Raw genomic sequence first — 14,106 nt, 5'->3', positions numbered from 1 at the left:
AACCGGGTGGTACCGCGGAGCAGAAATGGTTACAGCTTCGTCCCTTTTGCCTGAGCAGTCGGGCAGGGGGCGGGGCTTTTTTGTTATACTCCGCTCCATGAACACAAAGAATAAAGGAGAGAAAATCCATGCAAGCAATGATCGATGAGCTGGCCAAGCAGGCCGCTGAAAGCCTTGGTCAGGTGTCCAGCAAGGAGACGCTGGCTTCCTTCTGGCAGGAATACCTCAGCAAAAACGGCAAGATCCCTGCCTTGATGAAGAATCTGCGCACCGTTGCGCCGGAAGAGCGCCCCGCCATGGGCAAGATCATCAACGAACTCAAGCAGAAGGTGCAGGCAGACTACGATGCCGCTGCCGAGACCGTGAAGCAGGCAGAACTTGCTGCCCGCAACGCCGCCGAAACGGTGGATATCACCCTGCCCGCCAAGACCCGCCCTGTGGGCGGTCTGCACCCGCTGACGCTGGTCACCAACCAGATCATCGACGTGTTCTCCGGTATGGGCTTTGCCGTGGCGGATGCCCCGGAGATCGAGGACGACGACCACAACTTCACCCGCCTGAACGTGCCCAAGGATCACCCCGCCCGCGATATGCAGGATACCTTCTATCTGTCCGATGAGTTCCTGCTGCGCACCCAGACCTCCGGTGGCCAGATCCGCACCATGGACAGCCAGAAGCCGCCCATCAAGGTGCTGATCCCCGGCCGCGTGTTCCGCTCTGACTCGGACGCTACCCATAGCCCTATGTTCCACCAGATGGAAGGTCTGGTCGTGGATAAGGGCATCACGCTGGGCGATCTGCAGGGCGCACTGAACACCTTCGTGCAGAAGCTGTTCGGTGCCGATACCCGCACCCGTCTGCGTCCCTCCTACTTCCCGTTCACCGAGCCCAGCGTGGAGGTGGACGTAAGCTGCTTCGAGTGCCACGGCAAGGGCTGCCCCCTGTGCAAGCACACCGGCTGGATCGAGGTGCTGGGCGGCGGCGTCGTCAACCGTAAGGTGCTGGAAAACTGCAACATTGACCCGGACGAGTACTCCGGCTTCGCCTTCGGCATCGGCATCGAGCGTATCGCCATGCTGAAATACGGCATCAACAACATTGGTCTGATGTTCGAGAACAATCTGCAGTTCCTCAAGCAGTTCCACGAATAAGAGGGGAGAGAACAAACAATGAAAGTACCTTTCAGCTGGTTAAAAGAATTCGTTGATATCGATGTCACCGCACAGGAGCTGGAGGAGAAGCTGTTCTCCTGCGGCTTCGAGGTGGAAGAGCTCATTCCGCTGGATGCCGGCATCAGCAAGGTGGTCGTCGGCAAGATCGTGGAGATGGAAAAGCAGGAGGGCACCCACCTGACCAAGTGTGTGGTGGACTGCGGTGCCTACGGCCACGAGATCCGCATCAGCACCGGTGCTGCCAACATGAAGCTGGGCGATTGCGTGCCTACCGCACTGGATGGCTCCACCCTGCCCGGCGGCATCACCATCAAGGCTCGCAAGATGCAGGGCGTGGAATCCAACGGTATGCTGTGCTCCGGCGCAGAGCTGGGTCTGAACGATGATCTGTTCCCGGGCTCTGAGGTCTACGGCCTGCTCATCCTGCCCGAGGACTCTGTTCCCGGCACCGATATTGCTCCGGTGGTGGGTCTGGATGACTACATCTTTGATATCTCCATCACCGCCAACCGCCCGGACTGCCAGTCCGTTCTGGGCATTGCCCGCGAGGTGGCTGCGGTTCTGGGCAAGCCCCTGCATATGCCTGCCATGGACTATAAGGCCGTCTGCGAGCCGGATGCTCCCATCACCGTGAAGGTGGAAGCACCAGAACTGTGCCCCCGCTACATGGCACACTATGTCCGCAACATCCGCATGGGTGAGTCTCCCCGCTGGATGAAGCGCCATCTGGCACTGTGCGGCCTGCGCTCCATCAGCAACGTGGTGGATATCACCAACCACACCCTGCTGGAGATGGGTCAGCCCATGCACGCCTTTGACCTGAACAAGGTCTCCGGCCGCACCATTGATGTGCGCCGCGCCCATGAGGGCGAAAAGATCGTTACGCTGGACGAGAAGGAATTTACCCTCAACCCCAACAATCTGGTCATCTGCGATGCCGAAAAGCCGGTGGCACTGGCCGGTATCATGGGCGGCGCAAACTCCGGTATGGACGATAACACCACCAGCCTGCTGTTCGAGTGCGCTACCTTTGCCCGCGACAGCGTGCGTAAAACCAGCCGTGCACTGGGTCAGAACAGCGATTCTTCTGCCCGCTACGAAAAGGGCGTGAACCGCTATTCTCCGCAGCTGGGTCTGGCACGCGCTCTGCACCTGATCCAGCAGCTGGATTGCGGTGATATCACCACGCTGGAATACGACCTGACCGATGGCCGCCCGCTGGAGCGCAAGCACATCGTCACCACCCCGGCTAAGATCTGCGGCGTGCTGGGCATCACCGTGCCCGACCAGACCATGATCGACATCCTGCAGCGTCTGGAGTTCACTGTGGACGTGCAGGCCGATGGCAGCTGGGATGTGTCCGCGCCCCTGTACCGTGATGACGTGGAAAGCTTCCCGGATCTGGCCGAGGAGGTCATCCGTGAGTACGGCTACGACCACATCGTGCCCACCTTCCTGAACACTGCCTCCGTCACCAACGGCGGCCTGAACTACGACCAGAAGCAGCAACTCAAGACCAAGCGTCTGCTGGCTGCACAGGGCTTCTACGAAGCCTCTACGCTGGCTTTCTACTCCAACGCTGAGCTGGATATGCTGCATATCCCCGCCGAGGATGCAGCCCGCAAGGCTATCCGTATCCTGAACCCCATTAGCGAGAACCTGTCCATCATGCGCACCCTGCTGACCCCCTCCATGCTGAACGTTATCGTAGATAACCTGAAAAAGGGCAACGCCGAGGGCCGTCTGTTCGAGATGGCACCGGTCTATCTGGCCAAGGAATTGCCCATCAATGAGCACCCCCACGAGCGTCAGACCCTCTGCATCGGTGCCTTCGGCCCCGAGGAGGACTTCTTCACCGTCAAGGGCGCACTGGAAGCACTGGCAGCCGGTTTTGGCCTGACCTTTGATTATCAACGCGAGACTGCCGCATGGCTGCACCCCGGCATCAGTGCCGCTGTGTATTGCAACGGCAAGCGGCTGGGCGTGTTCGGCAAGCTGGCCAACGAGATCAACGCCGAGCTGGAGATCGCCAAGGAGCAGAAGGACAGCCAGAACATCTATCTGGGCGAGCTGGACTACGAGGCTCTGATGTCCTGCGTAGAGGGCGAGCTGCGCTATAAGCCCCTCAGCCCCTATGCACCGGTCAAGCGCGATCTGGCTCTGGTCTGCAACGAGGCTGTGTCCTGCGGCGAGATCGAAGAGACCATCCGCAAGGCCAGCCCGCTGGTCAGGGAGGTCAAGCTGTTCGATATCTATCGTGGTGCAAACCTCGGCGAGGGCAAAAAGAGCATGGCCTTCAGCCTGTCCCTGTCCGACCCCAAGAAGGAAGTCTCCGCTGAGGAAGTGGAGCGCGTGGTCAAGAAGATCCTCGGCAACCTGAAGTTCAAGCTGGGTATCGAGATCCGTTGAGCACACATGATATAAGTAATAATATATAGACCCAAGGCCGTCTGTGCAGTGCATGGACGGCCTTTTTGCATGGGGGAGAGGGAGAAACCACAATATGGGTGAAGCAAACTCAATTTTCTTTTAAAAAAGATGTCAAAAAGTGTTGACAAGTGCAGCGGGGTGTGGTATTATATTTGAGCGCCAAGCGCTGAGGCAAAAGAATGACTTCCGTAGCCTCAGCAGGAAGCCTTTGAAAAGAACCAATAGACGCTGAAAAGCTTTGCGGTTGCGAAAGCAATGAATCGCCCCAGTGGGGCGTTCAAGCAAACAGAGCGGTCTTGCGAAAGCAAGATGGAGGGGTCTCACCCCGACAAGCTCACGGTTGACACTGAGATGTACGAAGTGCTCCAAGTTCAGAAAAGTTCAAAAGCTTCTCAAAAAAGTGCTTGACAAAAAACCGCTTCTGTGGTAAAATAATCAAGTCGTCAGCCGCTAAGGCTGAGGCGCACAGGACCTTGAAAATTGAACAATATCGAAAGAACTTGTAACGGAACCTATTTTCGTGTTGGAAAAACACGGTAAACAATTCCAAACAAAAGTAATTCACACAGGACGCAAGCGATTGCGTGCTGAGCGAAACAAGATTTAACACTTTTAAGTGATAAATATCATTTATAAAGAGTTTGATCCTGGCTCAGGACGAACGCTGGCGGCGCGCCTAACACATGCAAGTCGAACGAGCGAGAGAGAGCTTGCTTTCTCGAGCGAGTGGCGAACGGGTGAGTAACGCGTGAGGAACCTGCCTCAAAGAGGGGGACAACAGTTGGAAACGACTGCTAATACCGCATAAGCCCACAGCTCGGCATCGAGCAGAGGGAAAAGGAGCAATCCGCTTTGAGATGGCCTCGCGTCCGATTAGCTAGTTGGTGAGGTAACGGCCCACCAAGGCGACGATCGGTAGCCGGACTGAGAGGTTGAACGGCCACATTGGGACTGAGACACGGCCCAGACTCCTACGGGAGGCAGCAGTGGGGAATATTGCACAATGGGGGAAACCCTGATGCAGCGACGCCGCGTGGAGGAAGAAGGTCTTCGGATTGTAAACTCCTGTTGTTGAGGAAGATAATGACGGTACTCAACAAGGAAGTGACGGCTAACTACGTGCCAGCAGCCGCGGTAAAACGTAGGTCACAAGCGTTGTCCGGAATTACTGGGTGTAAAGGGAGCGCAGGCGGGAAGACAAGTTGGAAGTGAAATCCATGGGCTCAACCCATGAACTGCTTTCAAAACTGTTTTTCTTGAGTAGTGCAGAGGTAGGCGGAATTCCCGGTGTAGCGGTGGAATGCGTAGATATCGGGAGGAACACCAGTGGCGAAGGCGGCCTACTGGGCACCAACTGACGCTGAGGCTCGAAAGTGTGGGTAGCAAACAGGATTAGATACCCTGGTAGTCCACACTGTAAACGATGATTACTAGGTGTTGGAGGATTGACCCCTTCAGTGCCGCAGTTAACACAATAAGTAATCCACCTGGGGAGTACGACCGCAAGGTTGAAACTCAAAGGAATTGACGGGGGCCCGCACAAGCAGTGGAGTATGTGGTTTAATTCGACGCAACGCGAAGAACCTTACCAAGTCTTGACATCCTGCGACGCACATAGAAATATGTGTTTCCTTCGGGACGCAGAGACAGGTGGTGCATGGTTGTCGTCAGCTCGTGTCGTGAGATGTTGGGTTAAGTCCCGCAACGAGCGCAACCCTTATGGTCAGTTACTACGCAAGAGGACTCTGGCCAGACTGCCGTTGACAAAACGGAGGAAGGTGGGGATGACGTCAAATCATCATGCCCTTTATGACTTGGGCTACACACGTACTACAATGGCGTTAAACAAAGAGAAGCAAGACCGCGAGGTGGAGCAAAACTCAGAAACAACGTCCCAGTTCGGACTGCAGGCTGCAACTCGCCTGCACGAAGTCGGAATTGCTAGTAATCGCAGATCAGCATGCTGCGGTGAATACGTTCCCGGGCCTTGTACACACCGCCCGTCACACCATGAGAGCCGGGGGGACCCGAAGTCGGTAGTCTAACCGCAAGGAGGACGCCGCCGAAGGTAAAACTGGTGATTGGGGTGAAGTCGTAACAAGGTAGCCGTAGGAGAACCTGCGGCTGGATCACCTCCTTTCTAAGGAGTCAGGCAATGACAGAGCATCCAAGATGGCCGGTCATTGGAACAGGTGATACGTTAAGAGTTTAAGTAGATATTGTTCGATTTTGAGGGCCCTGAAAAGGACGCTCAAAGACGTACCTTGAAAACTGAATAATAACTGCGAAACAAAGATTATAGTAAGTTCTTTTTTAAGAAATATTACAATTTCAAAAGGAAGGGTAACAATAATCTTCGTTGGCAAGAGAGAATCAAGAGGATACCAAATGTTCTTAAAGAACGTTTGAAAGGGTCAAGCGAACAAGGGCGCAGGGCGAATGCCTTGGCACTGGGAGCCGATGAAAGACGTGATAAGCTGCGATAAGCTTCGGGGAGCTGCAAATAAGCATTGATCCGGAGATTTCTGAATGAGGAAACTCACCTGGGTTCATACTCAGGTACGTTATACTGAACTTAAAAATAGGTATATCGAGGGAACCGCCTGAACTGAAACATCTAAGTAGGGCGAGGAAGAGACATCAAACGAGATTCCGTAAGTAGTGGCGAGCGAACGCGGAAGAGGGCAAACCGGGAGTAGAAATACTTCCGGGGTACGGACTGCTTTTAGGACTTAATCTGTTAACCGAACGGCATGGGAAGGCCGGTCAGAGAGTGTGAGAACCACGTAGGTGAAAACGGAGAGAGCTGCGCAGGATCCAGAGTACGGCCAGACACGTGAAACCTGGTCGGAATACGGGGGGACCACCCTCTAACCCTAAATACTACCCAGTGACCGATAGCGTATAGTACTGTGAAGGAAAGGTGAAAAGCACCCCGGGAGGGGAGTGAAAAAGAACCTGAAACCCTGTGCCTACAAGCACCTAGAGCACGTCAAAGTGTGATAGGGTACTTTTTGTAGAACGGTCCGGCGAGCGATTGTATGCAGCAAGGTTAAGGACTTAAGGTCTGGAGCCGAAGCGAAAGCGAGTTTGAAAAGGGCGTTAAGTTGCATACAATGGGCCCGAAACCGGGTGACCTACCCATGGTCAGGTTGAAGTGGAAGTAAAATTCCATGGAGGACCGAACCGACCTCCGTTGAAAAGGCGGCGGATGAACTGTGGGTAGCGGAGAAATTCCAATCGAACCCGGAGATAGCTGGTTCTCCCGAAATAGTTTTAGGACTAGCCTCAAGTTAGATACCTGGAGGTAAAGCACTGAATAGCCTAGCGGCCGAGAGGTTAGCGAAGCTTATCAAACTCAGAATGCCAGAGTATTGATGCTTGGGAGTCAGACAGTGTCAGATAAATGTCATTGTCAAAAGGGAAACAGCCCAGATCTACAGCTAAGGTCCCAAAGTCAGGTTAAGTGGAAAACGATGTGAAGATACGTAGACAACCAGGATGTTGGCTCAGAAGCAGCCACACATTCAAAGAGTGCGTAATAGCTCACTGGTCGAGCGTCTTTGCGCGGAGAATTTAACGGGGCTAAACTTGACACCGAAGCTTAGGCAATGTACTTTGTACATTGGGTAGGGGAGCGTTGTATACGCGGTGAAACAGTAGCGCAAGCGGCTGTGGAGTGTATAGAAGTGAGAATGCCGGAATGAGTAGCGCGAATGCAGTGAGAATCTGCATGGCCGAAAGCCTCAGGTTTCTGGAGGAAGGTTCGTCCGCTCCAGGTTAGTCGGGAGCTAAGGTGAGGCCTGACGGCGTAGCCGATGCACAGACGGTAGAGATTCCGTCACCACCAAAAGAGTTAAACACAGGGACACATTTGAAGTCTCGGAGCCGGGTGTTGGTTCCGGTAGCGATCGAGGGAAATTAGTACCGAAGTCCGGGATGGAAGATGGCGAGAAAAGCTGTGTGAATTTCTGCGGTGCCCGTACCGCAAACCGACACAGGTAGGTAGGAAGAAGATTCTAAGGCCAACGGGAGAAGGGTTGTTAAGGAACTCGGCAAATTGACCCCGTAACTTCGGGAGAAGGGGTGCTCCAGAGATGGAGCCGCAGAGAATCGGCCCAAGCAACTGTTTACCAAAAACACAGGTTTGTGCTAAATCGAAAGATGACGTATACGAGCTGACGCCTGCCCGGTGCTGGAAGGTTAAGAGGAGATGTGCAAGCATTGAATCGAAGCCCCAGTGAACGGCGGCCGTAACTATAACGGTCCTAAGGTAGCGAAATTCCTTGTCAGGTAAGTTCTGACCCGCATGAAAGGCGTAATGATTTGGGCACTGTCTCAACAGCCCGCCCGGCGAAATTGTAGTACCGGTGAAGATGCCGGTTACCCGCGACAAGACGGAAAGACCCCATGGAGCTTTACTGTAGCCTAATATTGGGTTTCGATGTTGCATGCACAGGATAGATGGGACACTGGGAAGCAAGAGCTTTGGCTTTTGTGGAGTGGCCGTTGGGATACCATCCTTGCGATATTGGAATTCTAACCTGCGCCTTTGAATCAAGGCGGGGGACATTGTTAGGTGGGCAGTTTGACTGGGGCGGTCGCCTCCTAAAGAGTAACGGAGGCGTTCAAAGGTTCGCTCAGCTTGAACGGAAATCAAGCAAAAGAGTGCAAACGCAGAAGCGAGCCTAACTGCGAGACTGACGGGTCGAGCAGTAACGAAAGTTGGAGTTAGTGATCCGGTGGTATGTGAGTGGAAATGCCATCGCTCAACGGATAAAAGTTACCCTGGGGATAACAGGCTGATCTCCCCCAAGAGTCCACATCGACGGGGAGGTTTGGCACCTCGATGTCGGCTCATCGCATCCTGGGGCTGTATTCGGTCCCAAGGGTTTGGCTGTTCGCCAATTAAAGCGGTACGCGAGCTGGGTTCAGAACGTCGTGAGACAGTTCGGTCCCTATCTGTCGTGGGCGCAGGATATTTGATGGGAGCTGTTCCTAGTACGAGAGGACCGGAGCGGACGTACCTCTGGCGCACCAGTTGTTCTGCCAAGAGCATAGCTGGGCAACTATGTACGGATCGGATAAACGCTGAAAGCATCTAAGCGTGAAGCCGACCCAAAGATAAGATATCCCATTGTTTTAAACAAGTAAGACCCCTTGAAGACTACAAGGTTGATAGGCACGATGTGTAAGTGGAGTGATCCATTCAGCAAGCGTGTACTAATAGGTCGAGGGCTTGACCACAATTCGCTTGAGACTTTTAAGTCAACGAAAAAATGTCAGCAGTGATTATTCAGTTTTGAAGGCACGTCCTTCTAAAAAATACTGGACAGTAAAGCAGAAATGTGATATACTGATCCAGTCAGATCGGTCGGTGTCGATGACGGTAAGGTTCCACCTGTTCCCATTCCGAACACAGAAGTTAAGCTTACTTGTGCCGAAGATAGTTAGCTGGAAACGGCTTGTAAAAATAGGTAGTCGCCGACTTAACTGAAAGCTCTGAGATGAAAGTCTCAGGGCTTTTTTGTTGCGCTCGTATAAAAATACATGGCCGCAAAATTGCAGGAAAACGCGCTTTTGCCTCGTGTTAAGAGGTGAAAGCGCTTTATAATTTTGCAAAAAAGGATGCGATATAATCATGAAACGATTCCACCGCCGCTGTCGGCGGCTATGTATTCTGGCGGCACTGCTTGTACTGCTGGTGCTGTTTCTGCGGCAGAATGTCCTGCTGGATACAGCCAGCCGACACGCGATCTTACTGGACGCCCAAAGCGGGCGGGTACTGGCGCAGAAACGTGCTGATGAGCGTACTGCTCCGGCATCCCTGACAAAAATGATGACTGTGCTGCTAGCCATTGAGGCAGAGCCCGACTTGGATAAACAGGTGACACTGCCGGAGGACTTTTTTCCGGCCTTGCAGACTGAAAACGCCTCCATGGCGGGCTTTATGCCTGGGGAGACGGTCACGGTGCGGGACCTGCTCTACGGCGCGATGCTGCCCTCCGGCGCAGAATGCTGTGAGGCGCTGGCGCAGCTGGTAAGCGGCAGTGAAGAAAACTTTGCCGCGCTGATGAACCAAAAGGCCGCAGAGCTTGGCATGAAGAACACCCATTTTACAAATGCAACCGGTCTGACCGATACCGAGCACTATTCCAGCGCGGCAGATATGGCAAAGCTGTTGCAGGCAGCACTGCACAATACGACCTTCCGCACAATTTTTACAACCGAGCACTACACCACTAATGCGACTGCACAGCACCCGGAAGGCGTTTCGCTGACCAGCACACTGCTGGGCAAGCTGGACGGAACAGAGCTTCCGACGGGAACGCAGATCGAAGGCGGCAAAACAGGGTATACCGCCGCCGCAGGGCTGTGTCTGGCCAGCCTTGCCACCGTGAACGGAAAAGAGTACATCCTTGTTACGCTTGCCGCGCCCGGAGACCATGGAACGGAGCAGTACAATATCCGCGATGCAGTGCATGTGTACCGGAAACTGGCGGATAAAAAATAACCGCGCTACACAGGACTCGCCTTGCAAACCGGGTGCTCCGGCGGTACAATAGGGACATTCTATCATGGAAAAGGATGTTTGACTATGCGAGACGAAGCCATTGACCTGTGCGGACAGGTGGATTTTACCCGTACCGATGCCATGCCGCTGCTGGAGCGGGATACGCAGTTCCGCTTTGCCTGTGCAGGCTGCGGCAACTGCTGCCGCGGGCGGGAGGATATCGTGCTGTCCGGGTATGACTTGTGGCGTATTGCTGCCCGGCTGCGTCTGCCGCCGCAGATCGTAGCCCGGGGTTATTGCCGCGGCAGCATTGGCAGGGTGAGCCATTTACCGGTGCTGCGGCTTGCCCCGGTGAAGGAAAACCGCAACAACTGCCCCTTTCTGACCGAAAATCACTGCGCCATCCATGAGGCTGAGCCGCTGGTTTGCGCACTGTATCCGCTGGCGCAGGAGATCAGCCGGGCAGGGGAGGTACACTACTTTTTGCAGCCCACCGGCTGCGGCGGGCAGGTGATCGAGGCAAGGGTGCAGGATTACCTTGCCCGTTACGATGTGCCCGCCCGGGAAGCTATTGACGTGCGCTGGGCACAGACCTGTATGGCGCTGGAGGATACGGTGGAGCAGCTGGAGGCGGTACTCAGCCCGGTGTTGATACGTCGGATGCAGGCAAAGCTCTGGCAGGCGCTGTATTTTGGTTACGATTATGCGCAGGACTATCTGCCGCAGCTGGAAGCAAACCTGCGAACGCTGGACACGGAATTGCACAAACTGACGGAGTATCAGAAAAAGCGAAATGATCGTTCAAAATAATTGATAGATGACTTTACTTGAATCGATAATTAAGGCCGTTTTCAGGGGAAAGTGGATTGTTTTGCCAGCAATTCTGTGATATACTTCACGAGTGTAAAGCGAACCTTGTTTGATCCGCTTACAATATCGGCCCGGAGTGCGGCGTCCTGTTGGCTGCAAGGGCTGGAGATAGAGGAGATCATCAATATGCGTAAAATCACTCGTCGTTCCTTCCTGACTGCTGCAGCTGCCTGCGGTGCAGCAGCTGCTCTTTCTGCCTGCGGCGGTTCTTCCTCCGCATCTTCTGCGGCAGCATCCTCCACGGTTGCTTCTGCATCGGTCTCTGCGGCTTCCAACGGCGAAAAGTTCACCGTTGGCATCTGCCAGCTGGTGCAGCACGCTGCACTGGATGCCGCTACGCAGGGCTTTGAGGATGCGCTGACCGCTTCCTTTGGCGAGAACGTCACCTTCGACTTCCAGAATGCACAGGGCGATTCCGCTACCTGTGCCACCATTGCCAACGGCTTTGTTTCCTCCGGCGTGGCACTGATCATGGCAAATGCTACCCCTGCTCTGCAGGCTGCACAGGCCGCTACCAACACCATCCCCATTCTGGGCACCTCCGTTACCGAGTACGGCGTGGCACTGGGTCTGGATAACTTCTCCGGCACCGTGGGCGGCAACGTCTCCGGCACCTCCGATCTGGCACCGCTGGATCAGCAGGCAGACATGATCGTGGAGTGGATGCCCGAAGTCAAGAAGGTTGGCCTGCTGTACTGCTCTGCCGAGGCAAACAGCCAGTATCAGGTAGACGAAGTGCAGAAGTATCTGGAGGCCAAGGGCGTAACTGCTACCCAGTACGCTTTCTCGGATTCCAACGACCTGTCCTCCGTCTGCCAGAAGGCTGCGGACGAGAACGACGCGCTGTATGTGCCCACTGATAACACTGTTGCCGCCAATACCGGCATCGTGGACGGCATCTGCCGCCCGGCTAAGAAGCCTGTGTTCGCCGGTGAGGAGGGCATTTGCTCCGGCTGCGGCGTGGCTACCCTGTCCATCAGCTACTATGATCTGGGCTACACCACCGGTGAGATGGCAGTCAAGATCCTGAACGGTGAGAGCGACATCTCCACCATGCCCATCGAGTACACCGATGTGACCAAAAAGTACAACAAGGCTGTCTGCGATGACCTTGGCCTGACAGTACCGGAAGGCTATGTTGAGATCGAAGCCTGATAACAGCAAAACTGGAACAATAGAAAAATAGCGGAGAAGAGTGGATTCTTGCTCTTCTCCGCTTTCCCGTATCAAAGCGGGAGATAAAAAAGTGTAACGTTTAGGAGGAAATTGTTTTGGAGATCATTGCAAGACTTGCAAACCTGCCGGGCGCTTTACCGGGTGCCTGTGCGCAGGGGCTTATCTGGGGTATCATGGCCATTGGCGTGTACCTGACCTACCGTATTCTGGATGTAGCCGACCTGACCGTGGACGGCAGCTTTGGCACCGGCGGCGCGGTGTGCGTCATGTGCCTGCTTTCCGGTATGAACGTCTGGGCAGCATTGCTGGTGGCTGTGCTGGCCGGCCTTGCTACCGGCCTTGTCACTGGCCTGCTGCACACTTTTATGGGCATTCCCGCCATTCTGGCTGGCATCCTGACCCAGCTGGCGCTGTATTCCATCAACCTGAAGATCATGGGCAAGGCGAACCAGTCCATCAACGTGGATAAGTACGGCCTGCTCATCTCCCTGCGCTGGGTCAAGGAATTTGCCCTGCACAACCCCATCATCATGGTCATCCTTGCTACGGCGGTGGTCATCGGGGTGCTGTACTGGTTCTTCGGTACGGAGCTGGGCTGCGGCATCCGCGCTACCGGCTCTAACCCTGCCATGTCTCGCGCACAGGGCATCAACACAAACTTCAACATCGTGCTGGGACTGGCTGTCTCCAATGCGCTGGTGGCACTGTCCGGTGCGCTGCTCAGCCAGTATCAGGGCTTTGCAGATGTTGGTATGGGACGCGGTGCCATCGTCATCGGTCTGGCTGCCGTCATCATCGGCGAGGCCGTTTTTAGCCGCATTTTCCACAACTTTGCCCTCAAGCTGGCCTCTGTTTCCATCGGCGCGATCATCTACTATATCGTCATTCAGCTGGTACTGACGCTGGGCTTTGACGCAAATCTGCTCAAGCTGCTGAGTGCCTCTGTGGTGGCAGTGTTCCTTGCCGTGCCGTACTGGAAGGGCAAATACTTCTCGAAGCCGGTCAAAAAGGCAAAGGAGGACGCAAAAAATGCTTGAGATCCAAAATGTTTCCAAAACCTTCAATGCAGGCACGGTGAACCAGAAAACCGCCCTGAACGGTTTGAACCTGAAGCTGAACGAGGGTGATTTCGTCACCGTCATCGGCGGCAACGGTGCAGGCAAATCCACCATGCTGAATGCCGTTGCCGGTGTATGGCCGGTGGACGAGGGCAAGATTTTGATCGACGGCGTGGACGTCACCCGCCTGAGCGAGCATCAGCGCGCCGCTTACATTGGCCGCGTGTTCCAGGACCCCATGACCGGCACTGCCGCCACCATGCAGATCGAGGAAAATCTGGCGCTGGCAGCCCGGCGCGGCAAGCGCCGCACCCTGCGCATCGGCATCACCAAGGCCGAGCGGGAGCAATACCGTGAGCTGCTCAAGACTCTTGATCTTGGCCTTGAGGATCGCCTGACCGCCCGCGTGGGGCTGCTTTCCGGCGGTCAGCGGCAGGCACTGACCCTGCTGATGGCTACCATGAACAAGCCCAAACTCCTGCTGCTGGACGAGCACACCGCCGCACTGGATCCCAAAACGGCGCTGAAGGTGCTTACTCTTTCGGCCCGCATCGTGGAGGAGAACCATCTGACCACCATGATGATCACCCACAACATGAAGGATGCCATCAAGTACGGCAACCGCCTCATTATGATGCACGAGGGCCATATCATCTACGACGTGGCAGGGGAGGAAAAGCAGAAGCTGCACGTCTCTGACCTGCTGGCAAAGTTCCAGATCGCCAGCGGCGGCGAGTTTGCCAACGACCGCATGATCCTGTCCAACTAAGCCAGAACAAAAGGGTGTTCCATCCGCTTATGGTTGGAACGCCCTTTTTCTGTGTCCCGCGATTGCAATGCAAAAAACAGGCTCCCCGCCAAATGGCAGGGAGCCTGTTTTTGTATG

7 protein-coding genes and 3 rRNA genes are annotated in these 14,106 nt (G+C 54.9%); all 10 read left to right on the top strand.

Translation table 11 applies throughout. From position 1 onward, the window contains the following. The first annotated feature begins 128 nt into the window (after nt 1-128). The gene (gene pheS, locus ACXPUX_RS10660; protein WP_097783653.1) at nt 129-1,151 is read left to right on the top strand and encodes a phenylalanine--tRNA ligase subunit alpha; all 1,023 of its coding nucleotides are present in this window, start codon (nt 129-131) and stop codon (nt 1,149-1,151) included. 18 nt (nt 1,152-1,169) lie between these two features. Beyond that, nucleotides 1,170-3,581: a phenylalanine--tRNA ligase subunit beta gene (gene pheT / locus ACXPUX_RS10655; RefSeq protein WP_458828275.1), complete on the top strand. Its 2,412-nt coding sequence runs from the start codon at nt 1,170-1,172 to the stop codon at nt 3,579-3,581. A 650-nt stretch (nt 3,582-4,231) separates the two neighbouring features. Next, nucleotides 4,232-5,742, top strand: a 16S ribosomal RNA gene (locus ACXPUX_RS10650). Between the two features lie 272 nt (nt 5,743-6,014). After that, nucleotides 6,015-8,849, top strand: a 23S ribosomal RNA gene (locus ACXPUX_RS10645). 126 nt (nt 8,850-8,975) lie between these two features. Further along, nucleotides 8,976-9,092: ribosomal RNA gene (gene rrf, locus ACXPUX_RS10640) — 5S ribosomal RNA — on the top strand. The 16S, 23S and 5S rRNA genes sit together here, the layout of an rRNA operon. 151 nt (nt 9,093-9,243) lie before the next feature. Further along, complete coding sequence (locus tag ACXPUX_RS10635; protein WP_458828274.1) at nt 9,244-10,116, top strand: D-alanyl-D-alanine carboxypeptidase family protein; 873 nt, start codon at nt 9,244-9,246, stop codon at nt 10,114-10,116. Nucleotides 10,117-10,200: 84 nt separating this feature from the next. Continuing rightward, nucleotides 10,201-10,926: a YkgJ family cysteine cluster protein gene (locus tag ACXPUX_RS10630; protein ID WP_458828273.1), complete on the top strand. Its 726-nt coding sequence runs from the start codon at nt 10,201-10,203 to the stop codon at nt 10,924-10,926. Nucleotides 10,927-11,112: 186 nt separating this feature from the next. Continuing rightward, complete coding sequence (locus ACXPUX_RS10625; protein ID WP_458828272.1) at nt 11,113-12,141, top strand: ABC transporter substrate-binding protein; 1,029 nt, start codon at nt 11,113-11,115, stop codon at nt 12,139-12,141. A gap of 116 nt (nt 12,142-12,257) precedes the next feature. Then, entirely contained in the window at nt 12,258-13,199 is a 942-nt protein-coding gene (locus tag ACXPUX_RS10620; RefSeq protein WP_097780424.1) for an ABC transporter permease, read from the top strand. Beyond that, entirely contained in the window at nt 13,192-13,989 is a 798-nt protein-coding gene (locus ACXPUX_RS10615) for an ABC transporter ATP-binding protein (RefSeq protein ID WP_005925547.1), read from the top strand. Before ACXPUX_RS10620 ends, ACXPUX_RS10615 begins: the two co-directional genes overlap by 8 nt. Nucleotides 13,990-14,106 lie beyond the last annotated feature (117 nt).

It is taken from the genome of Faecalibacterium sp. PGM34, assembly GCF_054456555.1.
Note: the sequence above shows the minus strand (reverse complement) of the source record. Positions and strands in the feature narration are given on the sequence as shown.

Coding starts and splice junctions, on each gene's coding strand:
- ACXPUX_RS10630 (WP_458828273.1), top strand. CDS start 10,201: ATGCGAGACGAAGCCATTGACCTGTGCGGACAGGTGGATTTTACCCGT.
- ACXPUX_RS10625 (WP_458828272.1), top strand. CDS start 11,113: ATGCGTAAAATCACTCGTCGTTCCTTCCTGACTGCTGCAGCTGCCTGC.
- pheT (WP_458828275.1), top strand. CDS start 1,170: ATGAAAGTACCTTTCAGCTGGTTAAAAGAATTCGTTGATATCGATGTC.
- ACXPUX_RS10615 (WP_005925547.1), top strand. CDS start 13,192: ATGCTTGAGATCCAAAATGTTTCCAAAACCTTCAATGCAGGCACGGTG.
- ACXPUX_RS10635 (WP_458828274.1), top strand. CDS start 9,244: ATGAAACGATTCCACCGCCGCTGTCGGCGGCTATGTATTCTGGCGGCA.
- pheS (WP_097783653.1), top strand. CDS start 129: ATGCAAGCAATGATCGATGAGCTGGCCAAGCAGGCCGCTGAAAGCCTT.